The organism is Dehalobacter sp. DCM (assembly GCF_024972775.1).
GTDB lineage: Bacteria > Bacillota > Desulfitobacteriia > Desulfitobacteriales > Syntrophobotulaceae > Dehalobacter.
In genome coordinates this window covers 2,768,081-2,794,526 of the sequence record NZ_CP092282.1, presented here as the reverse complement: position 1 = coordinate 2,794,526, position 26,446 = coordinate 2,768,081, and the positions used below count along the sequence as shown (strand labels likewise).

Genomic DNA, 26,446 nt, shown 5'->3' with positions numbered 1-26,446 from the left:
AAACGCTAAGACACATTAATATTTTGATCGTTTAAACGATCCTGATTTGAGGAGGAGTGTCAATGAAACTCGCATTTTCCACCCTTGGTTGCCCCGATTTCAGCTGGAATGATATCTATTCAATGGCCAAAGACTTTGGATTCGATGGTATTGAAATCCGCGGTTTGGGTAATGAGATATTTGCTGTTCAAGCCCAACCCTTTACAGAAGCCCAGCTTCCTCACACTGTTAAGAAATTGGCAGAGTTGAAGCTTAAGATCCCTTGCCTGTCGTCAGGGTGCTGTCTGAAATTTGCTGAGGATGCCGAGAAAAACTATGAGGAAATAAAAGAGTATATCCTGCTGGCCTCTAAATTAGGAACACGATATATTCGCATTCTTGCTGATTTAGAGCCCATGCCGACAGGAGAAGTTGATGATGCGGTTGTCTTAAATGTTCTAAAAAGGCTTATCCCGCTTGCGGAAGAAAAAGGTATCATTTTGCTTGTGGAAACCAATGGCGTTTATGCCGATACAGCCCGACTCAGCAATTTACTTCATGCCGCAGCCAGTGATGCTGTAGCGGCACTTTGGGATTTGCATCATCCGTATCGTTTTGCCGGTGAAGCACCGGGCAGAACCGTCCAAAACCTTGGCGCTTATATCAAATATGTCCATATCAAAGACTCTGTTGTTGAGGACGGAAAAATCCGTTACCGCATGTTGGGCGAAGGTGATCTGCCGATCGATGACATGATGAATGCACTGAGATCCATCAATTATGACGGTTTTATCTCTCTGGAATGGGTGAAACGTTGGGCAGACGATCTTGATGATGCTGGTGTTGTTTTCCCCAATTTTGCCAATTATATGAATAGATATTTGAATAAAAGTACGGCCAGAGGTCGGTTATATGATAATAATATGAAAACCGGAAAGTATATTTGGGAGAAGAATACTCTGATTGATTTAACCTTCCCACAGGTACTTGACCGTGTCGTTGATGAATTTCCCGACCAATACGCTTTTCGTTATACGACGTTGGATTATACACGCACGTACTCGGAGTTCCGTGATGATGTGGATACCTTTGCCCGGGCGTTGATTGCAATGGGCGTCAAACAAGGTGATCATGTCTCTATCTGGGCAACCAATGTTCCCCAATGGTATATCACTTTCTGGGCAGCCACAAAAATTGGAGCAGTCTTGGTCACCGTGAATACGGCTTATAAAATCCATGAGGCGGAATATCTGCTGCGTCAATCCGATACTCATACGCTGGTGATGATCGACGGATTTAAGGATTCTGATTATGTCGGTATCATCAATGAATTGTGTCCGGAGCTAAAAACACACGAAGCAGGAAAACCGCTCCATTGCAAGCGACTCCCCTTACTGCGTAACATTATAACCGTTGAATCTAAGCAGAATGGGTGTCTGACTTGGGATGATGCCATTGCTTTGGCAGATAGGGTACCGGTTGAGGAAGTCTACCGCCGTGCTTTTTCTATGAGTACACACGATGTCTGCAATATGCAGTATACTTCGGGAACAACCGGCTTTCCAAAAGGGGTTATGCTGACACACTATAATGTCGTCAATAACGGCAAAACGATTGGTGATGGTATGGACTTGTCGACTGCCGACCGCATGATGATCCATGTTCCGATGTTTCATTGCTTTGGAATGGTATTAGCCATGACGGCATCGATGACACATGGAACGACGATGTCGCCGATTCCGGCTTTCTCACCCGCTAAGTCCCTGGAATGTATCAATAAGGAAAAGATCACTGCGTTCCATGGTGTACCAACCATGTTTATTGCGATGATGGAGCATGAAGATTTCGCTCAAACAGATTTTTCCTATATGCGTACCGGAATTATGGCCGGCAGCCCTTGTCCGATCAAAGTAATGCAGGACGTGGTCGAAAAAATGAATATGAAAGAGATCACGATCGTTTTTGGGCAGACGGAAGCATCCCCAGGTTGTACGATGAGCCGTGTTGACGACCCAATTGAGGTTCGCGTAAACACAGTTGGCCGTGCTTTTCCAGGCGTTGAATGCAAAATTGTAGACCCTGAAACAGGTAAAGACCTGCCGGACAATGTGGATGGCGAATTCGTTGCACGCGGCTATAATATCATGAAAGGGTACTATAAGATGCCTGAGGCTACGGCAGCCGCCATCGATGCGGATGGATGGCTCCATACCGGTGATCTGGCGAGACGGGATGAAAACGGTAACTATAAGATAACCGGTCGGATCAAAGATATGATCATTCGCGGCGGAGAAAATATCTATCCGAAAGAAATTGAAGACTTTATCTATACGCATCCCAAAGTCAAAGATGTCCAAGTCATTGGTGTTCCCGACAAGCAATACGGGGAGGAAATCATGGCCTGTGTTGTCCTCAAGGCCGGTGAACTCATGACAGAAGATGAACTGAAGGAATATGTCCGTTCTCATATGGCGAAGCAGAAGACACCGCGTTATGTGGATTTTGTGGACGAATTCCCAATGAATGCCGCCGGAAAAATCCTGAAATACAAAATGCGGGAGACTGCCGTCGAAAAGCTTGGACTACAAGCTGAAAGCCGCATCGTAACAGCATAACCCCGCAAAGCAATACCCCTATGATTGTACATGGCAACAATACAATCTAGGGGTATTTTGCTTAATTATACTAGATTTCCAATGAGTGTGTTATCATATACTTGGAAACACGTACGGTTATTAGAAAATATACTTTTATTTCCAAAAAAGCATGGTATAATAGTAACGTATTTGAAAAAAATCAGCCTGGTATGGAGTGACGTCAATTGGAACGGAAGTCGGACTCAATGCGCTATCAACCTCTCGAACGGAAGTTTCTTCTGCTCCGATGGGGATTGATTGTTATTGTCATTATTGGCCAAGTGTCTGGCACGTTAATCCGACCGACAGCGCTTTTTACCATAAGCAGTGTGATTGCCCTTTTTTACAGTGTGTTTATTACCATTAACCTCTACCGCACAGATAAACAGTCAAAGAAGTTATCAATACTCACACTTTTTGCTGATATACCTGTTTATACACTGCTCTTGGCCGGCAATGCAGAATTAGTAAACATTCTCTTCTTGACATATTTATTATTTATTTTATTGCACACAACCAAAAGCAGTCAGCGCGGATTAATTATACCCACAGCAGAAAGTATCATTTCCATACTGGTTACTTTGACTTTATGTATGCAAATACCTTATTCTTGGCAGACGATAGCCCTGCGTCTTTTCCTTTTAGTTGCCGGGGCTATGATTATTCATGAAATCACTATTTTATTAAACGCCAGTCAGTCCAGGTATATTAAGGCAAAGGCGCAAGCTGCAGAAGATCCTTTGACGGGACTGTCCAATCGCTTATTGCTGGAAACGCATTATAATAAGGCAGTGCAAGATTTTAAGAAAACGAAGCAGCCATTTTCGATAGCCCTGTTCGATATTGATAATTTTAAAATTATCAATGACCAAAAAGGACATATTTATGGTGATAAGGTCCTGAAGGCATTAGCCCGTACCTTAAAGGCCAATGTCCGCAATAATGACTTTATATGCCGGTATGGCGGAGAAGAATTTTTAATCATCTTTCATGCCTGTTCGCTGAAAGATGCTTGTGTTAAAGCGGATAGGATACGGGATGAGTTTGCCTACAGCTTTTTCGACCGACCCGTAACGATGAGTGCCGGTGTTACCCTCTACCAAGAGGGATCCTCTATGGCGGAAAACATTGATATTGCCGATAAAGCACTTTATGCAGCCAAGGAAGCAGGGAAGAACAGGACGCAATCCAGTGATCCCAATCGCTATGAACATAAATTACTTCATAAAGAGGCCTAGTACTAATACAACGGGGTTAGTTGAGTGTGTCGAGTTCATTAAGCCACATTTGTGCGTTGGCATCACTGGGCATTCGCCAGTCCCCTCGCGGCGACAAGCAAATAGAACCGACCTTAGGACCGTCAGGAAGACAAGATCGTTTGAACTGCTGAGAGAAGAAGCGGCGGTAGAATACCTTTAGCCATTTGAGGATTTCCTGATTGGTGAATTCGCCGCTAAACGCAGAACACGCGAGATAATAGACTTTGGCGGGGGAGAAACCCCAACGCATCATGTTATACAAGAAGAAATCATGAAGGTCGTACGAACCGATCAATTCTTCCGTTTTCTGCTCGATTTTGCCCGTGATATCAGGCGGAAGCAATTCAGGGCTGATTGGTGTATCCAGGATATCCCTTAAAATACGATGAATCTTCGGATTATCTGTCGTATCGGCATACCATGAAACGAGATATTTTACCAGAGTTTTAGGGACGCCGGCATTGACCCCATAGTGACTCATATGATCGCCATTATACGTGCACCAGCCTAAAGCGAGTTCCGATAAATCGCCCGTTCCAATAACAAGACCGTCTTGCTTATTGGCTATGTCCATTAGAATTTGAGTTCGTTCCCTGGCTTGTACATTTTCATAAGTGACGTCTTTGATTGCCGGGTCATGGCCAATATCTTCAAAGTGTTTCAGACAGGCGTCGCTGATAGCAATTTCCTGATAGCGAACACCTAACTCCTGCATTAGGTTTCTGGCATTGGTAAGCGTTCGCCCGGTAGTACCAAAGCCAGGCATTGTAATTCCGTATATTTCATTAAGAGGATACTCCAATTGAGCAAAGGCCTCACGGCAGACCAGCAGTGCAAGTGTCGAGTCCAGCCCGCCCGAAATACCAATGACAGCCTTGCGGATCCCTGTTTTAAGAAGCCGTTGAGAAAGCCCCGTCTGTTGGATCATAAAAATCTCTCGACAGCGCAGGTCGCGTTCTTCTTTTTTACTTGGGACAAACGGATACGGATCAATTTCCCTTTTGATGCGCGGTCCAATCCCAGCTTCATCCAGTATAAATGGAATGACCCTGTAATCATCGGTATGGGATTCATCCATAAAGCTATTGGACTTACGGCGCTCATTCATCATTTTATCAAGATCAACGTCCGCGTAGATCAGGATGCCGTCGTGAAAACGATTTTGTTCAAGAATTGAGCCGTTCTCAGCAATCATCATTTGACCGCCGAACACGACATCGGTGGTTGATTCGCTGGGGCCAGCTGATGCGTAAACATAACCGGCAAAACATCGTGCCGACTGCAGGCGGATAAGATCTTCCCTGTACTTTGTTTTGCCAACTAATTCATTGCTTGCGGATAAATTGACAAGAAGGTTAGCGCCATGGAGGGCGTGTCGTGAACTGGGAGGAACCGGCATCCAAAGATCTTCACAAATTTCAGCACCCAGACACAAGTGTGCTTTATTGTCTTTAAAAAGAAGGTTTTCATTGAATGGAACAACTTGGCCGCAAAGTGTGATGCTGTTGCTCAATCGGTTCCGTGCAGGGCTGAACCATCGTTTTTCATAGAATTCGTTGTAGTTAGGGATGAAGACTTTGGGGACAATCCCGAGAATTTTCCCGTTATGAAGAATAGCCGCGCAATTAAACAGCTGATTATCAGCTTCTATAGGTAGTCCGATCACTATGAGCATATTGGCGGCAACAATCTGTGTTTTTATTAAAAGATACTCTAAAGCCGTACGGGTATTGGATAATAAAAGCTGTTGGTGAAAGAGGTCGGCACAGGTATATCCGGTAAGACACAGCTCCGGAAATACGAGGACAGCAACTTTCTCTTTTGCGGCTTGTTCTGCGATGCGAATCATTTCTTCGGCATTCGCCATAGGAGAAGCGATATGTACCTTCGGTACCGCCGCGCCGACACGAATAAACCCCATATTCAATGCATCTGACATGCGTTCAAATCCTTTCGATACGTTCTTTCATCATCAGTTCAATTAAGGGACTGACAAAAACCCTAACAACGATTATTGTACCGTGATGGTGTGCTTAACCACATTATAGCATATTTCTTACAACTAAACGCACGTTGACGAGGTCAACTGACTATGGCAACGAGTCATATGGTCAGACATGTCCGATACATACGATGATTTACAAAAAGTATGAGGGCCTTAATTTTTAATAAGAAGCGTGGCAGTCTTCTTGGAGGTTTAGTTATGACAATAATTATTGACAGTAAGCTGTGTTCGGTAATCATACCTGTGCATCAGTCTATGTTTGCTCGTTAAACGCGTTGATCCAGCAGAATAAAAAAATAAAAAAATATTTCCAATGATTTATACCGATGAAAACGAAAGATATCTCTGATTTTGGGTAGATTAAAGATATAAACATATTGGCTTTTATAGCCGAAGGAGGATTAAAAATGGGTATAATCAGTTGGATTATCCTTGGCGGTCTGGCGGGATGGATTGCAAGTAAAATAACCGGCAATGATGCCAGAATGGGTGCCGGGATGAATATTGTTGTAGGTATCATTGGCGCTATACTCGGCGGATGGGTTGTCAGCTTGTTTGGCGGTTACGGAATCAGTGGATTTAATATTTGGAGTTTCCTGGTTGCTCTATTAGGGTCTGTTATTGTTCTGCTGATTGTTAATGCATTTACGGGTAGAAAAAAACATACAACGGTAACCTGATCACCGTAAAAAGTTAAGAATATATTCAATTAATACTGCAAATAAATTCTACGTATACTGTAAAGAAATGGACGCAACCAGATTGGCTGCGTCCATTTCTTTACAGTAGATCGTAAGTATATGTCGCTTTGGGATGTTTCGAGTGCAACTCATACGTTCACCGACGCTTAAAGCATAGTGTAAGCCAAGTGGTATATACGTTTTGCTTCCTGGAAGAAGGCGTACTTCAAATGCGTATAAGTGGGTGGAACAAGCATAATTTAAAATTCAGTCATTTTGAAAACACTAAGCAGGCTTAGTCTACTTCAAAAAAGAGGAATTTTAAAATAGATCCCAATGATGACATTAAGCAGAGAAATTACCCTCCAAAATGGTAAAAAATCACTGAACAATTGCAGTGGTTATTTTATGCTTTATTCTCGATGGGGTGTGAAGGATAGGCAGCAATAACCTGGGCGGCACCGACAACTTCGGCTAATAATCTTGCTTTATCAGGAAACAACTGTGACTCAAAATGCGTCAAGACTTCGCCTTTCAGAGAAACATAATATCTGGGAGGAAATCTGTTTAGGACAAAAGCCATAATATCAGCCTGACATCGTTCACATTTACAGGGAATGTTAGCTACTTCCAGATATTCTTCCAGTGTGTTTTTAACAAGTACCTCACTGAAATTCTTAAGTTCATACATCTATACTCCTCCTCGCGTATTCGTGCTTCTTATGTATTACACAATTTTTAGAAAATGCCAATTTTATTTATTTTAGCACATTGTGGTCAGGGGTGAAAGGTTGTGGCCCTAATGTTCATCGAATTATTGGTTTTGATTAAAATAGAGTAATAAATTGAAGGGCTGCATGTGGCTAAGACGATAAATAATTCAGAAAGTTAAATTGTTTCAAATATCGTTGTTGACAAGACCTCGTACACTGGCTAAACTTTATGTATATACAGGTATATTCTATTTTGTTTTAAAATTAAACCATGGCCAAGGAAGGTAATCAAATGGAATCACCTATTTGTAAAATGGATTTTATTAATTTACCCGAACAGACCAGAGATTCAGAACATTTTCATTTTAGCGATATATTAACGGATGACCCCAAATTCAAACGGCTTATTGAAGATTGCAAGCGGGTTGCGGACTTGGATAATCCAATCTTGATCACCGGTGGAAGCGGTGTTGGCAAAGAACTGTTGGCAGAGTCCATCCACACACAAAGCAGCCGATGTCAATTCCCCTTTATTGCGGTGAATTGTGCTGCGCTGCCGGATACGTTATTTGAAAGCGAGTTATATGGTTACGAAAAAGGTGCTTTTACCGGGGCTTCGTTAGGAGGGAAAGCGGGAAAATTTGAACTGGCGGATCACGGCACCTTATTTTTGGATGAGATCGGCGAAATGCCGTTTAATGAACAAGCAAAATTATTAAGGGTATTAGATAATTGTAAAGTAACCCGTATCGGCGGTGTGAAAGAAAAACGTTTAGATGTTCGAATAATTGCCGCGACAAACCGTGACTTGTATCAGGAAGTAGAGAACGGTCGGTTTCGGGCCGATTTATATTATCGGTTGAATGTTCTGGCGTTCAGGATTCCAACGTTATATGAGCGTAAACCAGATATCAAATTAATCGCCAACGATCTAATTGCCAAGTTCAATCATAAAACAAAGGCTTGGCCGCCAAAAGTGATCAGCGATGAAGCGATGGAAGTACTGTATCGGCATGAATGGCCGGGAAATGTTCGGGAACTGAGAAATGTGATAACCAGTGCTTTTTACCTCAGCCGCGGCGATGCCATCAAGCCCGAGCATTTGCCCATTGCGCAACGACTGCCCGATGAGATATCCGATCACACGCTGCTCACGCGAGAAAAAGCAGAACACGTGTTGATCGTCAACGCCTTGCAAGCCCATCACGGAAAAGTAATTAATGCTTCTAAAACAATAGGCATATCCGTATCGACTCTGTATAGGCGGATGGCAAAATATCATATTGACTGGCGGGACTACGCTTAAACGCTGATTAAATTTGATAAATTATTCACATGCGGCATGAACATAGTAAAAGGACTTATGATTAACATAGTAGTAACATAGTAGTAACATAGTAGTAACGAGGAGAAAGAGCACCTATACTGAACAGGCCAGTATGGTGCTCCTTCTTCATCATGTTAACTTTTCTAACAGGTGAAATAATTCTGTTTTGAGCGGTAAGATGTCTTTGGCGAAAATAAGTTCCGGGTCACGTGGTCGAGGGAAGGGAATCTCAAAGTTCTTAATGACTCTGGCAGGAGGTTTGCTAAGTACCAGGATTTTATCCGATAAAAGAATCGCTTCTTCAATATCGTGAGTTATAAAAAGTACGGTGTGTTTCATCACCTGCCAGATGGATAAAAGCCAACGCTGCATTTCCCGGCGGGTAAGCGCATCCAATGCTCCGAATGGTTCATCCAGAACCAGCGTGGATTGTCCGAATAGAATAGTTCGGAGCAAAGCGCCTCGCTGGCGCATGCCACCCGACAGCTGGTCGGGGTAATAATGGGTAAAGTCCCGCAGTCCAAATCGTTCTAATCCCTTAATAGCTTCTTCCCTAGAACATGTGCGATCCATTTTTCTAAGGTCACAACCTAAGGTGACGTTTTCCAAAAGGGTTCGCCAGGGGAGAAGAAGATCTTTTTGAAACATGTATCCAACGTGGCCCGGTCTGGCAGTGATGTCCTTGTCATCAAGATAAACCCAGCCTTTATCTGGTTTCTCTATACCGGCAATCAGATTGCATAAGGTGCTTTTGCCTGAACCGGAAGGCCCAATGAGTGATACAAAGGAACCGCTTTCGATTGTCAGGTTTAAATCCCGGAAAATATCCGTCGTTAAGCCTTTTTCCCTATATGACTTCGAGAGATTACGGACTGTAAGTGACAATGTGTTACCCCCGTACTATTTCTTTGGAAGAAACTCATTTGTGAAGGCTTTCGAGGCATCCATTTTATTTTCCGTAAGTTTATTATCATATAACCATTGACTGTAGTTTTCCCAAACACTTGCTTTCTGCTCACCCCAACGGGATGCATCTGCTTTGTATTGCGGACTTAACCATGCCTGGCTTTTTTTGATCATTTCCGGATCGGATTCCGGTGCGTGTTTGATCAGAATTTCCGCAGCTTCCTCGGGGTTTTGACTAGCATAATCATAGCCTGCACTGATGGCTGTCATCAGCTTTTTTACGACATTCGGATTCTCGGTGATCATCTTTTCATTGGTGACAATGACTGGCGTATAGTAATCCAGTGCAGGGTCAATATCCTTTAACCACAGCATATTCAAGTCCTGGCCTCTGACTTCGGCTTGGATACCGGTCCAACCATAAAAGATCCAAGTTAAATCGATATTTTCTTTCAGTGAAGCCAATTGGTCTGCTTCGCCAATATTGATCATCTTAAGTTTTGAGAAATCAGCATTTTCTTTTTTCATTAAAGCGGAAAGAATAGCCGTTTCTGAGGGAAGACCCCAGCCGCCATAGGTTTTGTTTTCAAAATCCCGCGCAGTTTGAATGTTTTTCTGCTGAAGCGAAGCAAAACCGGATGTATTGTGTTGAATAACCGCGGCGAGGGATACCAACGGCAGCCCGCTCAAACGTGCCGTAGTGACTTGCTCCTGTGCACTGATACCAAATTCGACATTGCCTGTCGCAACCATTTGTTCGAGTGTTCCCTGAGTAGATGGGTTGACAATGGAGACGTCTAAGCCTTGAGCTTTAAAGTAATCTTTTTCCAGAGCGACAAAGAGCCCTGAATGATTGGTATTGGGTGTCCAATCCAGCATCAAGGTCACTTTGACCGGTTGATTGTTTTGGTTCGTATCCTCTCCGGATTGTTTGGCACAGCCGGTGATGGACAGTGTGAACGTTATCAGTAGTGTCGTTAGTATAATAAGTATTCTTTTCATATAGTTCCTCCTAAAGTACGTATGTTCTCTTTGTATGCATTTCTTTATGGACAATTAACAGAAGACGTTACTTATATCGTCTGGTTCTTCTTTGAGCGTGCGTACCACGGAAGTGCCAGACGCGTCAATAAGATGATTACCGCGTAATACAAGAAACTAAGCAATGTAATCGCAATAATAGCAGCAAAAACCCGGTCAGTTAAAAAATTGTTGGATGAGCGCAGCAGATAGACCCCCAGACCGCGGCTTGCTCCCAACCATTCGCTGATGACAGCAGTCATCACGCTGTACGTTGCCGCTATCTTTAACCCGGAAAACAGAGCGGGCATCGCATGCGGCCAGCGGATCAGAACAAATATTTGCCACGGTGAGGCACCCATACTCTGCAGCAAATGCAGGAGATCCAAATTGCTTAGTTCGAGACCTTCGAGCAAGGTGATTGCTATCGGAAAGAAACAGACCATGACAATGATCACAATTTTTGGCAGCAACCCGTAACCAAGCCAAAGAAGAAGCAGCGGAGCTACGGCGATAATGGGAATTGTTTGCGATATGATCAGAAAAGGATAAAAGACCCTTCGGGTAAAAGGTAAGAGTGACATCAGCGTGCTGGTGGCGATACCGAGAATGACTGCCAAGAAGAGACCGACGGTCGTCTCAAAAACCGTCATGATGGTATGTTCCCAAATCAGACCGCGCGTTTCCCAGAGTGCTTCTCCGATTTGAGAAGGAGAGGGAAGAAGCCATGGCGGAATCTGATATTTATAGACGGTCAACTGCCACACGGCCACAATTAGTACCAGGAAAATCATTGCCGGAGCATACGTATACCATTTTTTGATCTTTACATTAGCAGTATTTTTTGACAACAATTCGGATTCCCTCTTTTTTAGAATGATTGATAACGAGAGCCGATTATTAGTACAGGATAAGATTTACGAGTTTAACAAAGTTGTTAAGATAAAAATTATCTGCTTATGTCGTTTGCGTTGTGCGGTATTTGCTAATCTTTTCGCTGATAGTTGATCCTTGGGGGACATAATCAATTTTTACGTTGGTCATGACGCGGGAAGCACCTGCTTGAATACAGGCTTCCATTGCCTCCTTGATAACTCGCCAGATTTCATCAGGCTCACCTTCAATTGCTGTTTCCATTGGTCCTACTTCATAGGTTAGGCCGCTTTGCTGGACAACTTTGATCGCCTCGTCAACAACCGGGTAGATTTTAGATTCCTCTACCTTAGGGATAACTTGAAATGCCATTGTAATTTTCGCCATGAACTCAATCTCCTTTTTATCTTAGTGTTTGTTCATTCATAGAATGGAATACAATCAACGCAGTGCAAAAATAAACGCTGCAGATGCAGCGTTATGAATATAAAAAGGTTTATACTACGCTGGCATTACCCAGATCAGTTTTAAGGGTCGGATACGTTTATCCCTCTCAGCCGGCACTCCAGCTCCCCATTCTATTGAATTATTCTCATCCTATCACAAGCGATAATAGATGGCAACCAGAATTTATTCTTTTGCCGTTCTGTCATTTTTCATAAACAGTGCAACAAACCCTGCTATGACAGGTAAAATAAATAGAACGATAAAAGCGTTATTCAAGCCGTAGAGATCACCAATCCGACCGACGGGAATAACTAATAAACTGCCGACACCGTTAGCCAGTCCCATTGAGATCCCGGAAGCCAGGGATTTATTATTCGGTATTGCCTCTTGGGCTTGAACGACCGTTACAGAAAAGCTGGAGAGTAAACTGGCCCCGGCAAATGCCAGCATCACGGTACTAATTATTCCGGTGGAATTTATGAAGGCAAAAAACAGCGGTGTAGTTAGAATCAAGGAAATGACCGTTATTTTTTTTCGCCCGAAACGGTCGGAAAGGAAACCGCCGAGTACACCACCAAGGGCTCCGCAGAAAAGCATGATAAACATCAAATTATTCCAGGATATAATCAGTGTCTTCGTCGAAAAATAAAGCGGAAACAGGGTCAGGATACCGGAATAAACTAAGGCACGGATCGCAATGACCACGATAATGATAATCAACTCCCTGGATGCCGAGCCGAGGGAAGATAGAACTTCAGAAAAGGGAATAGAATTACCTTTTAAGTATTCCTGCTTCGGGGCAAAAAAGTACAGGAGTATGGCTACGGCAATTCCAGGGATGACTGTAAACAGCGTAGCCTTCAGACCAAAATGGGCAAAAAACGGAGGGAGGATCAGGAGGCTTAACGCGAATCCAATATTGCCAAAGGCAATGAAGAGGGACAAAAGAATGCCTCTTTTCTGTTTAGCGATTACGCTGATCATCGTTGAAGCTTGGGGGTGAAAAGCCGCTGTTCCAAGTCCTGCCAGTGCGCAAATCAGGATCAGAAGCGGAAAGTTATTAATATAGCCGCACAGGGACAGCCAAACAGCCATCCATAATGTACCGACATGGACGAACCACCGTATTCCCTGTTTGTCAAGAAAATAGCCAAATACCGGCTGAGCAAACGAAGAGGCCAGAGAAAATGCAGAAACGAGAATCGCAGCTTTTGTGGCGTTTAATCCCAGGGATAAAACGAGAAATGGAAGAAGTGCCGGTATATAATTAGCGTAAAGATCATTTAAGGAATGGGCGGCGGAAAGTACGCCCATTGCTGAATAATCGATAGGGTTTCGATTTCTTGAGGTTACTGTTCGCGTCATATGGTTTACTCCTATTTGTATAATGTCATGTGTATAACTTCTATGTGAATAATTCGGAAGCTATCATCCATTATAGGTATTAAGGAAAGATATTTCAATAAAATATAATTACAGCGCCAATCTTAACAATCCAATTCATCTGTGTAATAAATAATATTGGACATTTTTATTGGGTTATCATATCATCTTATTTGGATGTGTAGAGTCAGGAGATATGAAATGAATTTTGAAGGAAAAGATAAATCGCATTATGTTCAGGATACATTTAATTCCATCGCCGGAAAATACGATTTAATGAACACACTGATGAGTCTGGGGATGGACAATTCATGGCGCAGACGAACGGTGAAAAAGGTCGGGGCAAAACAGGGCATGAATATGCTTGATGTGTGCTGCGGAACAGGCAAAATGACACTGACCCTTGCGGCAGCCGTTAGCCCTGCGGGTCAGGTCACCGGCTTGGATTTTTCGGAGGAAATGCTGAGTATTGCAGGTAAGAGTATTTCGGCTTCGCCTTATAAAGAACGGATCGTTCTCATGCAAGGGGATGCTATGAGCCTTCCGTTTGATGAGAATTGTTTTGATGGTGCGACTGTCGGTTGGGGTCTTAGAAATTTACCGGACCTTCGACAGGGTATAAAGGAAATGATTCGCATCGTCAAACCGGGATCGATGATCGTTTCTCTCGATATGGGGAAACCAACGCTGCCAATTTATAAACAGCTCTATTGGTTGTACTTCGAGAAAATCATACCTTTCCTGGGAAGGATGCATGGCGGGAAGCAAAAAGAATATGCGTACCTCTATCATTCCGCTTGTGAATTTGAATCTCAAGAACAGCTTGCGGATATATTTGCGGAGTGCGGACTTGAAAATTGCGGCTATATTAATTTGCTCGGCGGCGTTGTCGCTATCGTCTACGGGAAAAAAGAATGACGGATTGCGGTGGAGCTGTACATAATAAATTTGACGCAGTGCAACACTAACTCCGGAGATTATTCTAACGGAGGTGTTTTTTTGATGCGTGTAAAGGAAATCATGTCCTCAGATGTCAGCTGGGTTGATCCCTCGGTAAAAGTGCCGGAGATCGCCAAAATTATGAAAGAAAAAAATGTTGGATCTGTTCCCGTTGTGCAGAACGGAAAAGTATTAGGAATTATTACTGATCGGGATATTATTCTCCGAGTCCTCGCTTTGAGTAAGGATTTAAGCCAGGTCACAGCCGAACAATGTATGACTGCTGATCCGGTCTGTATCGAAGATAATGAAGACATTAACTCAGCAGCTGAAATTATGGCGGAATATCAAGTGAAAAGGCTGCCTGTTCTAAGAAAGGGACAGATCGTAGGTATCATTGCACTCGGGGATTTGGCTATCGAGAGTATCCATATGGATGAAGCCGGCGAAGCGCTCAATGGAATATCCAGGGGGATAACCCATTAATTCAAAGAGAATATCAGGCAAAACCAGACAAATCATTATTTATTGATGATTTGTCTGGTTTTCTAATATTTTAAAACTATGGTATATTAAATTATACACAGAGGGATGAGGTGAACGAAAGTGACGAATAATACAGAGTCCCGTTCTTTAATTGAAATTGGTCGGAAAGGGCAGGCAGAGGCCGTGGTTACTCCCGAGAATACAGCGAAGACGGTCGGAAGTGGTTCTCTTGAAGTATTTGCAACTCCCATGCTGGCTGCATTGATGGAATCAGCTGCAGTACACGCATTGAAACTGCCGAATGATCAGACCAGCGTGGGGACACGGTTGGACATCAAACACCTGGCGGCGACGCCTGTTGGGATGAAAGTCCGTGCTGAAGCAGAAATAATTGAAGTCGATGGTCGGAGCGTTGTATTTACAGTAGACGCATTTGATGAAAAAGAAAAAATTGGCGAGGGCCGGCATGAAAGGTTCATTGTCAATTCAAATAAGTTTATCGCAAAAGCAAACGCGAAAAAGGGATAAGCTTATTGTAGATACATAAAAATGACATGGAGAGAACCGGTGGATAGTTTTTATACAGTGGCACAGGAAGCATCTGAGGAGCAAATTATCGAAAAATCAAGATTTATTGGATTGGTCAAAAGGATCGAGAATACCGCTCAGGCCGAACAAAATCTTAAAGAGACGCGGGAATCCTTACCCAATGCTCGGCATTATGTTTATGCATACCGCATCCACGCAAGCAAGCTGGAAAAATCGTCTGACGACGGGGAACCACAGGGGACAGGCGGCAAGCCGGTTCTCGATCTTCTTCAGCATCGACAGATATGGAATGTTCAGATCATCGTTGTCCGTTATTTTGGCGGGATTCTATTGGGAACAGGTGGTCTGACGCGGGCATATGCCGGCACAGCTCGCGTGGCATTGGAAAAGGCGGGCAGGACCTTACTTATTCCGCATCAAATATATTCATTAAAGATTCCTTATTCCTGGTATGAACAAATCAAATATGGACTGCGGCAACACGGATGGGAAAGCGCAAACGAGCAATTCATGGAGTATATATCCCTGGATGTTTTTATTCAATATGAGGAACAGGACCACTTTGTAGCATGGTTGGATGAACACACGAATAAGCAAGTCTTATGGAAACCGGAAGGGTTTACACTTAAAACTTCCGCAATTATTTCATAAAATCGTCGTGCTTCATTACGATCGGGCGTCATAGTCCCATGTGACTCGAATTAAGAGCTAACTGGATGTCGTGGCAGGACGTCAATCAATATCAAAGATGGTATGAAAGGAAATACACAGGATGCGTCAAAGAGATGTTTATTTTGACAATGCTAAATTACTGCTGATTATTCTTGTGGTTCTCGGCCATGCCATTGAGCCGCTGACAGGTGATCCGTTCTTAAAAGCTGTGTATGCTTTTATCTATTCATTCCATATGCCCTTATTTATATTTATTAGCGGCTACTTTTCTAAAAATACCAGTCATGAGGCCTATGCTACAAAAATCATCAGCAAATTGGTCATCCCTTATCTGATTTTTGAAACGTTATATCGTCTATTGGATTTTTTTGTTACCCAAAAGGAAAGTATCCAGCTTTCTTACCTGACCCCCTATTGGATCATGTGGTTTTTACTGAGCCTGATCCTCTGGAAAGTGGCTTTGCCATATATAATTAAAGTGCGGTATGCATTGCCGATCACACTTATCTTAGGTATACTGGCCGGCTACTCGGGAGAGTTTGGATATTATGCCAGTTTATCGCGTACAGCGGTCTTTTTCCCATTCTTCCTGGGGGGCTATTATTTTGAAAAAGAGTGGCTGAGTAAATTCTTTCATTTAAAATATCGTCTTATTGGTGCCGGGATATTGATTTCCGTCTTATTGACCTATATCTTCCTGTGGGATAATATTCCGCTTCAGTGGTTCTATGGAAGCACGCGCTATGCCGCGATGGGACATCCCGAATGGTACGCCGGCATTTATCGGGCCGGTTTATACGTCCTATCTACCTTTTTGGGATTAGCCGTTCTTCTGCTGGTTCCTCATAAACAAGTACCTTATATATCTGAGATGGGTAAAAACACTATGTATCCCTATCTCATACACGGGTTAATTCGAATAGCGATTTACAACGTTGGTTTGTATAGTATCATCAATACGGCGCCGGAGAAAATCCTTCTTGTTATCGGTAGTGTTGCCCTTACGCTGTTGTTGTCGTTGAATAGGATAAGGGTCTGTCTGAAATGGTTGATTGAGCCAGAGCTTAACTTTCTATTTCGGAAAAAACCAGTACCAGTTGACCCAAAATAACATAATTGCTCATTCTAGGGCCTAACACGGACCATGTCAGAGCAACAACAAGCAATCGATTATTATTCCTCTGCTCGGGAAATAACTATACCTTAAACGATAGTTATTGGAGGATATAATCATGACAATCAAGCTTGCTGTTTTTGATATTGACGGTACGCTTGCCCCTACGGAGGATCCAATCCCCGCAGAGGTAGCCCGACAGTTGAGAGATTTGGAAAAAAGGGGTATCCGTATTGTATTTATCTCCGGCAGAACTGCATCCTATCTGGCCGGATTGGCCAGAGGATCCGGTATTTATCATGCATGGGTCGCCGGCGAAAATGGGGGTGTCATCTTTGATCCAGCCAGCAAATGGGAAAAGATTATGGTATCTATCCCGTATCACGAGACGGAAACGATGAAGAAAACGCTATTACATCAGTTTCATGATCTTTGGTTTCAGCCCAACCAAACCATGCTGACTCCGACACCCAAACGAAAAGAACAGGTTGAAGCGCTTCACCGGGCTGTACTGAAACTGGACCCGGTCATTAACAATGGGTACAAAATCAATATTTATGATGACTGCGTGGAGATCATGCCTAGACAAAACAGCAAGGGGAAAGCCCTTGCTGTCATTAAAGATCTATTTCGAGTAAAAAGTGATGAGGTCATTGTCTTCGGGAATACGGTTGTAGACCTGCCAATGAAAGAGGAGACAAGTCAATTTGTGATGATCGGAGATGCCGGCCAGAATGAAGAAATTTCCCATTATGAGCATATTGGGATAGCTTTCCGGGAACTTCAGCTGTTGCGGTGAGCGATATTATTACCATACACAATAATAAAATCAAATCACATTTTCTTTAATATATTGCGTGCTGCATAGATGCCGCTTGCCGCAGCCTGAGATAGGGAACGGGTGATCCCGGCGCCATCTCCGATAGCGTAGAAGTTGGGGTATTTTGTTTCCAAAAAATTATTTAACTGCGGTCGTGCGGAGTAGAACTTGACCTCGACCCCATATAACAGCGTGTCGTAGTTCGCCGTTCCGGGAGCGATTTTATCCAGTTTGTAAATCATCTCGATAATATTATCCAAATGACGTTTGGGAAGGGCCAGACCGAGGTCGCCGGCATTTGCGGAGAGGAGGGTCGGATTGGTAAACGACTTACTCATTCTCTTTTCGTTGGTACGCCGCCCTTTGATCAGATCACCGAAACGCTGAACAATGACACCATCGCCAAGCATGTTGGATAAGGTAGCAATATATTTGCCGTATTTTAGCGGCTCATTGAATGGCGACGTGAATTTATTTGATACTAAGAGCGCAAAATTAGTGTTGTTGCTTTTAAGCTTTTCATCAGAATAGCTGTGACCGTTGACGGTAAGTACACCGACCGTGTTTTCTGTAACAACATGACCTTTCGGGTTCATGCAGAATGTTTTGACTAAGTCATTGTATTTTTTAGTGTGATAATGCAGCTTCGCTTCATAAACTTCATCCGTGATATGACTAAAAATTTCGTAAGGAAGCTCGACTCTCACACCCAGATCGATCTGATTATTGGTTAAAGGGACATGCATCTTTCGGCACATGGACGTAAACCATTCGCTGCCGACTCTTCCAACAGCACAAATCAAATAATCGCATGAATATTCCTCGACGGTGGAAGTTAACATGTACTGGTTATTTAACTGGGAAATATCGGAGATCTCTGTTTTATGCTGAATTTCTATTTTATTCGTTAAATAATGAAAGATATTCGTCATGATACGCAGGTTATTCTCTGTGCCCAGGTGTTTCACTTCGGCTTGAAGCAGGTGCAAATCATTCTGCAGGGCAAGTTTACCAATTTCTCTAGCCTTGGGTGTTTGGGTGCTGAATCTTTTTGTCGTTGCGCCGAATTCCACCAGGATTGAATCCATATATTCGATCAGATCCATAACGTGATTATTCGATATATATTCATTGAGCCAGCCACCGAACTCCGTAGTAAAATTATATTTTCCATCGGAAAAAGAACCGCAACCCCCAAAACCTTCCATGATGGCACAGGTGGGGCAATTACCGCATTTAGAGATTTTGTTTTCCGTAAGCGGGCATTTTCTGTCCAGGATACTGTTGCCTTTTTCAAAAATGCATATTTTTAAATCAGGTTTATGTTGGATCAATTCGTAGGCACACATGATACCGGAGATACCACCGCCGATTATACCGACATCGTAATGTTTCATAGCTGTGACCCTTTCACGTTTAATTGCTGCTTACCAAAGAAAAGTATACCATTAGTGATTCTATAAAGAAAGTAAAGGCATCCCCATAATTCGAAGAGAATATTTTGATGAGAGAAGGAGAAGTTTGGTGGATTGTAGAATTTAGTGGATTAAAGAAAAAATTGATGTGAAGTTTATGGAAATGTAAGGGGGTTTTCCTTCAATGAAGCCTTCAAGTGAAATTATTGGGTTAAAAATCATTAGTCTTAATGAAGGAAGGTCAATCAGTACAGTCAAAGATATCATTATCAATGGGGATAACGGTACCCTTGCTTTTTTCATAGTTGATCAGCCCTCAGACTATTTCGGTGCGCGCCTGATTGCCTTCAGTGATGTCCTTGGTTTGGGTGATTATGCACTGATAATTAATGATTGCTCTGTTATTCAGGATGTTGCCCATAATGTCCTGGCTGTTGATTTATTGAAAAAAGATATACGCATCATTGATTCCCAGCTGCTGACGACGCAGGGCTGTTTAGTCGGTCATGTCAGTGAGATGGTTATCGATGAAACGACCGGTAAAATCGCCGCGCTAGAGGTGAGAAGTCCTCAGGGCAAAAGCAGTCAGTATAATAGTGAACCGATCATTACCTATGGCCGGGAAATTATTCTGATTGATGAGTCACCCCAGGCAGGTAAGCATGGAAAACGCGTACAGACTGACGAGGACAAAGTGCCGGTTAAAGGTGAAGCGGAGAGAGAAAAAATAAGCGAGAAAGAACTGTTGAAAAGAAGAATAGAAGAGTTTGGAAAAGCTGATTCTTTGCAGAAGTCTGACGAGAGCGGGGCAGATATATTTATCTATCCGGATGGCTTCAATGTTTTTGAACAGCGTCAGCTCCAATTTCTGCTTGGCAAAACACTGAATAGTGATGTTCAGTTGGATAGCGGCATTATCCTCAAAGCAGGGGAGCAAATTACAGCTCAATCTCTTTCCGCAATCAGAACGCGCAGCACATTAATGCAATTGACTGCGCAGGTCATGAAGTAGGATCTAAACGAGATCCAAATGAGCAGTCAGTGTGAAGCGGACATATACCGCATTTCGGATTTCTCGCATGGCAAATCCTCCGGCCTAAAAAAATCAAACGATGGTGGGTGTCGATCCAGAGCTCTTCGGGTATCAGCGCGTTGAGCTCTTTTTCTATTTTTAACGGATCTTTCTCTTTGGTTAACCCCAAGCGAGCAGCGACCCGTTGCACATGCGTATCAACCGGAAATGCCGGAATGTTGAAAGCATTAGCCAAGACCACATCCGCAGTTTTTCTGCCGACACCGGGAAGCTTGGTCAGCTCATCCAGCTTAGATGGTACCTGGCCATTATAGTTGTCGTTTAGGATACAGCATGATTGCAGGATGTGTTTGGCCTTTGTCCGGAATAACCCGATCGATCGGATAATATCCTCCATTTCATCCTGTTTGAGTTTACTCATTTTCTCGGGTGTTGGATATTTCTTAAATAGTTCGCCGGTTACTTTGTTGACCTTTTGGTCGGTGGTTTGGGCGCTAAGCATCGTAGCGATCAATAGTTCGAACGGATTTCGAAAATTTAATTCACAATGGGCATCGGGAAAGGTGTTGGCCAACGTATTCAGGATAGTGTTAAGTTTATCGGATTTCATCTGTTTCTCCTTCTATTTATCTAACTTGCCCAGGCAAAGTTTCTTAAGCTATAGTTCCAGACCTGATTTGAGGTGTAAAGAAAATTAAAGAATAATGTACTCGTTTTCGGTAATTAAACCGGGTAAATACTCCCACCAATAAATTCACGCAAGATAGAATTAAAGGGAATATTTGACGTGTCCATTGGTTCAAAGAAAGAGAGCAGATTTAGTAAACGAACTGCGGCATCGTGATAGTCACTGTTTTCAGGAACAGTCGCCAGCAGCGGTTCGGCATATGAACGCAAGGCATTAAGTTCAAAGAGTAAACTGGAATTGAACATGACATCCGCTTTCTCCTGGTATTTGAACACACTGCTTTTTTCACCTTGGCGAACACTGGCCCATTGCTTCAGGGTACGTTCCGGAGGAAACCCTCTGAATTTTTCATCACGGACAATGCGGCGGATCAGACGTGCTTCGGTAGTCGGGACGCGGTTATGGCTGTTGATATTCAGCGAGAACAAGGCGCTGATGTAGACTTTGAAAAAGAAATTGTTGTTTATGGTGAGTAAGCCGGGATTAAGTGCATGGATGCCTTCAACCAGCAGAATATTGTCTGGTTTTAAACACAGGACTTGGCCATGATGGTTTTTGGTGCCAGTCAGAAAGTTAAAAACTGGAGTTTCTACCGTCTCGCCGGCAATAAGCCGTTCTAAATGATTGTTTAATAACGATAGGTCCAATGCATAAAGACTATCAAAATCGGGCTGGCCTTGGTTATCGCGGGGAGTCTTATCCCTGTCCAGAAAATAGTTGTCAAGGGATAGAGAAATCGGTTTGAGGCCATTGACCGTAAGCTGTGTTGATAAGCGTTTGGTGAATGTCGTTTTTCCGGAAGAGGACGGACCGGATATCAGGACAATACGGACGCGCTTTTTCTCGCTGTCAATCATATCGGCAATATCGGCAATTTTTTTCTCTTGAAGAGCCTCGGCGAGGCTGATAATTTCCTGTGCGCAGCCGTTACGGATGTAGGTATTGACATCTTCTACTTCGGAAAGTTTCAGGACTTCCAGCCATTTTTCGCTTTCGGCATAGGTGGCGGAAAGCTTCTCCGGCAGGGGAAATTGTTCAGGCGCCTCCGCGTCATCGATAAAATCGAAAATAAAACCTGGAGCAAAAGGATATAACCTGAAACCTTTGATTACAGAGGTATCATCAAACGAAGGATAAATTGTCTTGATCAGCGTATTATTAACGTTATAGACATAAAAGCCATTTCTCTTTTCTTTCAGATCGATGCGGCTGCCATGGCGGAGCCAGTGTTGCAGCGTTGTTTCTATGAGTTTGACTTCTCTGGGAGATATCAAAGAGTCAGCAAATTCACAATATACTGCATCGCGGATTGAATAGGGGATTTTCAAAATTTCATCAGGAAAAAGCTCCTTAATTACTTTGATTAAACCAAGCAATATCGTTTGCCGGTATTTGCGGTTATAATTATCCGTCATGATGATCACCTTCCATTTTTGCTGTTTTGCGTTTATAATATTCTAATATATGTTTATATATTTTGAATTTCATAAATGAATAATACAATGAGAATAAGCAAAATACCACTGCTATCAAAAAATATGATTAAATGGAGGAACCTAAAATGTTTATTAGCACCCGTGGAAATATTGAGCCGCAAACCTCGGCCCAGGCCATCGCCTTGGGGATGGTTCCGCAGGGTGGATTATTTGTCCCCTGTGAAGTACCGACTGTTGATTGGCGTCAATATATTGACTCGGACTATGCAGCCCTGGCTCTGGCTATAATGAAATCCTATTGCGGTGATCTGCCTGAAGGAACCCTAGAACAGGCAGTTAAAGCATACCATGATGGGCGATTTGATACGGATAACCCCGCGCCGCTGGTTATGGTAGGGAACTGTGGACTACTGGAATTATGGCACGGTCCGACAGCCGCTTTTAAAGATATGGCACTGCAGATCCTGCCGTACTTATTAACAGCGAGTACAAAAGAACTAGGCGAAGATAAAGAAGTTCTTATTCTGACAGCCACTTCCGGTGATACAGGAAAAGCCGCTCTTGAAGGGTTTAAGGATGTTGCAGGCACTAAGATCGTCGTTTTTTATCCTGACGGGGGTGTCAGCCCGGTTCAGGAAAAACAAATGCTTACAACCGGCGGCAATAATACATATGTGGCAGCGGTCAAAGGGAATTTTGATGAATGCCAAACCGCCGTTAAACACATTTTTGCGTCCGAAGAACTTCGGCAAAAACTGAGTGAGAATCAAAAAGTATTTTCCTCGGCTAACTCAATTAACTGGGGAAGGCTTTTGCCTCAGATCGTTTATTATTATTGGTCCTATCTTGAGGCGGTCAGACAAAGGGTGGTTGCGCCGGATGCAAAAATCAACATTGTTGTACCAACTGGAAATTTTGGCAACATTTTAGCAGCGTTTTACGCTCAAAAGATGGGACTGCCAATCGCTAACCTCATTTGTGCATCGAACAAAAATAAAGTGCTCACCGATTTCTTTGAAGATGGCATATATGAGATTAACCGCCCGTTTTATCTGACGACATCGCCATCAATGGATATCTTAATTTCCAGTAACTTTGAACGGTACCTTTTTGAGATCTCCGGACGGGATTCAAAACAGATCACGCAATGGTTCAACGATTTAAGTACTACGGGTAAATTTCAGGTCGATGCGGATACTCTGAATAACTGTCGGAATAATATGACTGCGGGTTGGGCTGATGAGGCTGAGGTTCTGGCAACAATCCGTAAGGTGTATAACGAATACCAGTATCTTCTTGATCCCCATACAGCAGTCGGAATGAAAGTTTATGAGGATTACAAAAACAGCAACGGCGATAATACATTTACGGTCATCGCTTCAACAGCCAGTCCGTTCAAATTTGCTAAGAGTGTCCTGGCAGCAGTTACCGATGATCAAGACGAACATGATCCATGGGCTGCGTTGATAAAACTCAGCACATTAACCGGATGGAAGATTCCCGATGCGCTAGAGGGGTTGCGCGAAAAACCGACGATGGATGTCTATCGTTGTAAACCTGATGAAATTGCGCCTTATCTGATGCACATGTTTATCGAAGGCTAATCTATGAGGTTCATTTTCTTCCTCGTATAACGGTGATGTGTACGCATCATAATGTGATAAATGTATAAAAATGGAGATGCGACTATCTGGAAGTGGTTAAAGGCTTGCATTTAGCCAGACCTTCCAGTAAAATAGTGAATTGGAAGGATGGGGAACCTTCCTTGGGAGAAAAGGTGGACGAGGTGGCAGAAACAGGCAGTGGAACGTACGCTGCCTGTTTCATTTGTACTTATACTGCTGAATCAATTTCACACTTTTATTTACCGGCTAAGGCCGGTTTTTTGCATTTAAGCGAAGGATAATGGCGGTTGAATCCAATCCAAAGGCAGTCAGCGGTCTTCCATGATATGATGTATAAAATTAAGCTGGCACGAAGACGCAAAGTAACCCTTGCGCAGAACAGGTCGGTGAGGAGGAGAAAAAAATGATTTCAACAGGTACCCATTCATTACAAAACGGCTTTAATGCTTCCGAAGAGTTTAAGAAAAAGGCCCTCATTTCCGATCCTGGGATTTATGAAACAGCTGAAGACCGGCTGGCGTTCTGGGCAGAAAGAGCAGCAACGTTAAGTTGGTTTAAAACCTGGGACACGGTTTTGGAATGGAATCCGCCTTTTGCCAAATGGTTTGACGGAGGAAAAATCAATGCGGCCTATAATTGCCTTGACCGCCATTTAGAAGGATCGCGTGCGGATAAAAAAGCCATCATTTTTGAGGGAGAAAACGGCGATACCCGCGAACTGACCTATCAGGAACTCTATGACGAAGTATGCAAATTTGCTAATGTCCTCCGTACCTTAGGTGTTAAAAAGGGTGATGTCGTCACCATATATATGCCTATGATCCCGGAAGCCGTAGTTGCTATGCTTGCTTGCGCTCGAATCGGGGCACCGCATAGCGTCGTTTTTGGAGGTTTTAGCCCTGACGCCTTGAGAGACCGGATCAATGACGCACATTCCAAAATCGTAATTACAGCCGATGGTTCATACCGGCGCGGGAAAATCCTTCCGTTGAAAGAAAATGTTGATGAAGCACTGCAAAATGTTACGACAGTTGAAAAAGTCATCATTGTAAACCGAACGGGTCTGGATATTAACGTGTGCAGTGAGCGAGATTTTTGGTATCACGATGTGATGAAGGACGTATCGCCGGTATGTCCGGCGGAAGAAACGGATGCTGAGGATATCCTCTTTATCCTTTACACCAGCGGAACAACAGGTAAACCGAAAGGGGTTGTGCATACAACAGGCGGGTATTTGACAGGCGTTGCCACGACCCATGAATATATATTCGATATAAAAGATGACGATGTTTACTGGTGTACAGCTGATATCGGCTGGATCACTGGTCATAGTTATCTGGTTTACGGACCGCTGACGAACGGAACCACTGTTTTCATGTTTGAAGGAACACCGGATTACCCGGAGAAGGACAGATATTGGGAATTGGTGTCGAAATACGGGGTTACCATTCTTTATACGGCACCGACAGCGATTCGGACCTTTATGAAATGGGGGCAGCATTATCCGGAAAAGCATAACTTGTCCAGCCTGAGACTGCTTGGCAGTGTCGGCGAGCCGATCAACCCCGAAGCCTGGATGTGGTATTACAATCATATCGGCGGGGAAAGGTGCCCGATCGTGGATACCTGGTGGCAGACAGAGACAGGTATGATCATGATTACACCGCTTCCGGGGATAACAGAGATGAAACCCGGTTCCTGTACGGTGCCTTTCCCGGGGATTAAAGCTGAGATTCTGAATCGATCCGGGCAGCCGGTTGCACATGATGAAGTTGGGTATGTTGCTATCACAGAACCTTGGCCTGCTATGCTGAGAACAATTTACGGTGATGACAAACGGTATAAGGATACCTATTGGGGCAACTGGCCGGGAAGGTATTTTGCCGGTGACGGTGCGAAAGTCGATGGTGACGGGTATTTCTGGATCATCGGCAGAGTGGATGATGTGATTAACGTCTCCGGACATCGCATTGGAACGGCTGAAGTAGAAAGTGCCCTGGTCGAGCACTCGGCAGTTGCTGAGGCAGCTTGTATAGGGAAAAACCATGATGTAAAAGGTCAGGCTATTGCGGCTTTTGTTACCCTGCGTGAAGGTTACGTTGCCAGTGATATACTGGTACAAGAACTGAAGAATCACGTGGCAGCCAAGATTGGAGCGATAGCCCGACCGGATGAGATCCATTTGACACCAGAACTGCCCAAGACCCGTAGCGGTAAAATCATTCGCCGGATTCTTCGGGATATCGCGGAAGGACGTCCGATTGGAGACACAACCACACTTGCTGATGAATCAGCGGTCATTGCGCTGCAGAGCATAAAGAATAGCTAGTATACCGTTCTCTAAATCAAAAAACAAATCTGTAAATTTAGAATACACTGTATAGGGATTAATAAGCGCCGCACCATGAAAGCCCCAATAGGCCTTCATGGTGCGGCGTAAA

23 protein-coding genes are annotated in these 26,446 nt (G+C 43.5%); 13 read left to right on the top strand and 10 right to left on the bottom strand.

From position 1 onward, the window contains the following. Positions 1 to 62 precede the first annotated feature (62 nt). The gene (locus LPY66_RS12985; RefSeq protein WP_337984752.1) at positions 63 to 2,594 is read left to right on the top strand and encodes an AMP-binding protein; all 2,532 of its coding nucleotides are present in this window, start codon (positions 63 to 65) and stop codon (positions 2,592 to 2,594) included. Positions 2,595 to 2,821: 227 nt separating this feature from the next. Further along, on the top strand, positions 2,822 to 3,853 hold the full coding sequence (locus tag LPY66_RS12980; RefSeq protein WP_337984751.1) for a GGDEF domain-containing protein: 1,032 nt from the start codon (positions 2,822 to 2,824) through the stop codon (positions 3,851 to 3,853). Between the two features lie 16 nt (positions 3,854 to 3,869). Here LPY66_RS12980 and LPY66_RS12975 read toward each other — a convergent pair whose 3' ends face one another. Then, complete coding sequence (locus LPY66_RS12975; protein ID WP_337984750.1) at positions 3,870 to 5,813, bottom strand: NAD(+) synthase; 1,944 nt, start codon at positions 5,811 to 5,813, stop codon at positions 3,870 to 3,872. 473 nt (positions 5,814 to 6,286) lie between these two features. Here LPY66_RS12975 and LPY66_RS12970 point away from each other — a divergent pair, with 473 nt between their 5' ends. Continuing rightward, a complete protein-coding gene (locus LPY66_RS12970) occupies positions 6,287 to 6,559 on the top strand; it encodes a GlsB/YeaQ/YmgE family stress response membrane protein (RefSeq protein ID WP_337984749.1) in 273 nt (90 codons plus the stop codon). A 406-nt stretch (positions 6,560 to 6,965) separates the two neighbouring features. Here the strand turns inward: LPY66_RS12970 and LPY66_RS12965 are convergent, their stop codons facing one another. Next, on the bottom strand, positions 6,966 to 7,250 hold the full coding sequence (locus LPY66_RS12965) for a late competence development ComFB family protein (protein WP_337984748.1): 285 nt from the start codon (positions 7,248 to 7,250) through the stop codon (positions 6,966 to 6,968). Between the two features lie 314 nt (positions 7,251 to 7,564). On the opposite strand from LPY66_RS12965, the gene LPY66_RS12960 reads away from it, so the two are divergent. Further along, complete coding sequence (locus LPY66_RS12960; RefSeq protein WP_337984747.1) at positions 7,565 to 8,578, top strand: sigma-54 interaction domain-containing protein; 1,014 nt, start codon at positions 7,565 to 7,567, stop codon at positions 8,576 to 8,578. A gap of 150 nt (positions 8,579 to 8,728) precedes the next feature. Here the strand turns inward: LPY66_RS12960 and LPY66_RS12955 are convergent, their stop codons facing one another. From LPY66_RS12955 to LPY66_RS12935, 5 genes are all read right to left on the bottom strand, one after another. Beyond that, positions 8,729 to 9,484 carry an ABC transporter ATP-binding protein gene (locus tag LPY66_RS12955; RefSeq protein WP_337984746.1) on the bottom strand — a complete coding sequence of 252 codons (756 nt, stop codon included), beginning with the start codon at positions 9,482 to 9,484 and terminating at the stop codon, positions 8,729 to 8,731. A gap of 15 nt (positions 9,485 to 9,499) precedes the next feature. Beyond that, the gene (locus LPY66_RS12950; RefSeq protein WP_337984745.1) at positions 9,500 to 10,507 is read right to left on the bottom strand and encodes an ABC transporter substrate-binding protein; all 1,008 of its coding nucleotides are present in this window, start codon (positions 10,505 to 10,507) and stop codon (positions 9,500 to 9,502) included. Positions 10,508 to 10,578: 71 nt separating this feature from the next. Continuing rightward, positions 10,579 to 11,319, bottom strand: coding sequence for an ABC transporter permease (locus tag LPY66_RS12945; RefSeq protein ID WP_337988088.1), 741 nt, complete (start codon positions 11,317 to 11,319; stop codon positions 10,579 to 10,581). A gap of 163 nt (positions 11,320 to 11,482) precedes the next feature. Beyond that, complete coding sequence (locus LPY66_RS12940) at positions 11,483 to 11,785, bottom strand: thiamine-binding protein (RefSeq protein WP_337984744.1); 303 nt, start codon at positions 11,783 to 11,785, stop codon at positions 11,483 to 11,485. Between the two features lie 243 nt (positions 11,786 to 12,028). Then, a complete protein-coding gene (locus tag LPY66_RS12935) occupies positions 12,029 to 13,210 on the bottom strand; it encodes an MFS transporter (RefSeq protein WP_337984743.1) in 1,182 nt (393 codons plus the stop codon). A 219-nt stretch (positions 13,211 to 13,429) separates the two neighbouring features. Between LPY66_RS12935 and LPY66_RS12930 the strand changes: the two genes are divergently transcribed. From LPY66_RS12930 to LPY66_RS12905, 6 genes are all read left to right on the top strand, one after another. Continuing rightward, a complete protein-coding gene (locus LPY66_RS12930) occupies positions 13,430 to 14,146 on the top strand; it encodes a demethylmenaquinone methyltransferase (RefSeq protein ID WP_337984742.1) in 717 nt (238 codons plus the stop codon). An 84-nt stretch (positions 14,147 to 14,230) separates the two neighbouring features. After that, positions 14,231 to 14,653 (top strand): CBS domain-containing protein, encoded by a 423-nt coding sequence (locus LPY66_RS12925; RefSeq protein WP_337988087.1) that lies wholly within the window; start codon positions 14,231 to 14,233, stop codon positions 14,651 to 14,653. A gap of 120 nt (positions 14,654 to 14,773) precedes the next feature. Continuing rightward, positions 14,774 to 15,181 carry a thioesterase family protein gene (locus tag LPY66_RS12920; protein ID WP_337984741.1) on the top strand — a complete coding sequence of 136 codons (408 nt, stop codon included), beginning with the start codon at positions 14,774 to 14,776 and terminating at the stop codon, positions 15,179 to 15,181. Between the two features lie 39 nt (positions 15,182 to 15,220). Continuing rightward, positions 15,221 to 15,853: an IMPACT family protein gene (locus tag LPY66_RS12915; RefSeq protein WP_337988086.1), complete on the top strand. Its 633-nt coding sequence runs from the start codon at positions 15,221 to 15,223 to the stop codon at positions 15,851 to 15,853. A 121-nt stretch (positions 15,854 to 15,974) separates the two neighbouring features. Beyond that, positions 15,975 to 16,985 carry an acyltransferase family protein gene (locus tag LPY66_RS12910; RefSeq protein WP_337984740.1) on the top strand — a complete coding sequence of 337 codons (1,011 nt, stop codon included), beginning with the start codon at positions 15,975 to 15,977 and terminating at the stop codon, positions 16,983 to 16,985. A gap of 121 nt (positions 16,986 to 17,106) precedes the next feature. After that, positions 17,107 to 17,787 (top strand): HAD family hydrolase, encoded by a 681-nt coding sequence (locus LPY66_RS12905; protein WP_337984739.1) that lies wholly within the window; start codon positions 17,107 to 17,109, stop codon positions 17,785 to 17,787. A 35-nt stretch (positions 17,788 to 17,822) separates the two neighbouring features. On the opposite strand, the gene LPY66_RS12900 is transcribed toward LPY66_RS12905, so the two are convergent. Further along, positions 17,823 to 19,205 carry an NAD(P)/FAD-dependent oxidoreductase gene (locus LPY66_RS12900; protein ID WP_337984738.1) on the bottom strand — a complete coding sequence of 461 codons (1,383 nt, stop codon included), beginning with the start codon at positions 19,203 to 19,205 and terminating at the stop codon, positions 17,823 to 17,825. A gap of 202 nt (positions 19,206 to 19,407) precedes the next feature. On the opposite strand from LPY66_RS12900, the gene LPY66_RS12895 reads away from it, so the two are divergent. Then, positions 19,408 to 20,235 carry a PRC-barrel domain-containing protein gene (locus LPY66_RS12895; protein WP_337984737.1) on the top strand — a complete coding sequence of 276 codons (828 nt, stop codon included), beginning with the start codon at positions 19,408 to 19,410 and terminating at the stop codon, positions 20,233 to 20,235. Here the strand turns inward: LPY66_RS12895 and nth are convergent. Further along, positions 20,225 to 20,866, bottom strand: coding sequence for an endonuclease III (gene nth / locus LPY66_RS12890; protein ID WP_337984736.1), 642 nt, complete (start codon positions 20,864 to 20,866; stop codon positions 20,225 to 20,227). The two genes, LPY66_RS12895 and nth, sit on opposite strands and share 11 nt — an antisense overlap. A gap of 113 nt (positions 20,867 to 20,979) precedes the next feature. Continuing rightward, entirely contained in the window at positions 20,980 to 22,359 is a 1,380-nt protein-coding gene (locus tag LPY66_RS12885; RefSeq protein WP_337984735.1) for a uridine kinase family protein, read from the bottom strand. 146 nt (positions 22,360 to 22,505) lie between these two features. Here LPY66_RS12885 and thrC point away from each other — a divergent pair, with 146 nt between their 5' ends. Then, entirely contained in the window at positions 22,506 to 23,984 is a 1,479-nt protein-coding gene (thrC, locus tag LPY66_RS12880) for a threonine synthase (protein ID WP_337984734.1), read from the top strand. 424 nt (positions 23,985 to 24,408) lie between these two features. Further along, positions 24,409 to 26,334, top strand: a complete 1,926-nt coding sequence (gene acs, locus LPY66_RS12875; RefSeq protein WP_337984733.1) for an acetate--CoA ligase — start codon at positions 24,409 to 24,411, stop codon at positions 26,332 to 26,334. Positions 26,335 to 26,446: the final 112 nt, after the last annotated feature.

Bases quoted from the DNA above. Each gene is read 5' to 3' on its own strand.
- LPY66_RS12985 (WP_337984752.1), top strand. From the start codon at position 63: ATGAAACTCGCATTTTCCACCCTTGGTTGCCCCGATTTCAGCTGGAAT.
- LPY66_RS12980 (WP_337984751.1), top strand. From the start codon at position 2,822: ATGCGCTATCAACCTCTCGAACGGAAGTTTCTTCTGCTCCGATGGGGA.
- LPY66_RS12975 (WP_337984750.1), bottom strand. From the start codon at position 5,813: ATGTCAGATGCATTGAATATGGGGTTTATTCGTGTCGGCGCGGCGGTA.
- LPY66_RS12970 (WP_337984749.1), top strand. From the start codon at position 6,287: ATGGGTATAATCAGTTGGATTATCCTTGGCGGTCTGGCGGGATGGATT.
- LPY66_RS12965 (WP_337984748.1), bottom strand. From the start codon at position 7,250: ATGTATGAACTTAAGAATTTCAGTGAGGTACTTGTTAAAAACACACTG.
- LPY66_RS12960 (WP_337984747.1), top strand. From the start codon at position 7,565: ATGGAATCACCTATTTGTAAAATGGATTTTATTAATTTACCCGAACAG.
- LPY66_RS12950 (WP_337984745.1), bottom strand. From the start codon at position 10,507: ATGAAAAGAATACTTATTATACTAACGACACTACTGATAACGTTCACA.
- LPY66_RS12945 (WP_337988088.1), bottom strand. From the start codon at position 11,319: ATGATTTTCCTGGTACTAATTGTGGCCGTGTGGCAGTTGACCGTCTAT.
- LPY66_RS12940 (WP_337984744.1), bottom strand. From the start codon at position 11,785: ATGGCGAAAATTACAATGGCATTTCAAGTTATCCCTAAGGTAGAGGAA.
- LPY66_RS12935 (WP_337984743.1), bottom strand. From the start codon at position 13,210: ATGACGCGAACAGTAACCTCAAGAAATCGAAACCCTATCGATTATTCA.
- LPY66_RS12930 (WP_337984742.1), top strand. From the start codon at position 13,430: ATGAATTTTGAAGGAAAAGATAAATCGCATTATGTTCAGGATACATTT.
- LPY66_RS12925 (WP_337988087.1), top strand. From the start codon at position 14,231: ATGCGTGTAAAGGAAATCATGTCCTCAGATGTCAGCTGGGTTGATCCC.
- LPY66_RS12910 (WP_337984740.1), top strand. From the start codon at position 15,975: ATGCGTCAAAGAGATGTTTATTTTGACAATGCTAAATTACTGCTGATT.
- LPY66_RS12905 (WP_337984739.1), top strand. From the start codon at position 17,107: ATGACAATCAAGCTTGCTGTTTTTGATATTGACGGTACGCTTGCCCCT.
- LPY66_RS12900 (WP_337984738.1), bottom strand. From the start codon at position 19,205: ATGAAACATTACGATGTCGGTATAATCGGCGGTGGTATCTCCGGTATC.
- LPY66_RS12895 (WP_337984737.1), top strand. From the start codon at position 19,408: ATGAAGCCTTCAAGTGAAATTATTGGGTTAAAAATCATTAGTCTTAAT.
- nth (WP_337984736.1), bottom strand. From the start codon at position 20,866: ATGAAATCCGATAAACTTAACACTATCCTGAATACGTTGGCCAACACC.
- LPY66_RS12885 (WP_337984735.1), bottom strand. From the start codon at position 22,359: ATGACGGATAATTATAACCGCAAATACCGGCAAACGATATTGCTTGGT.
- thrC (WP_337984734.1), top strand. From the start codon at position 22,506: ATGTTTATTAGCACCCGTGGAAATATTGAGCCGCAAACCTCGGCCCAG.
- acs (WP_337984733.1), top strand. From the start codon at position 24,409: ATGATTTCAACAGGTACCCATTCATTACAAAACGGCTTTAATGCTTCC.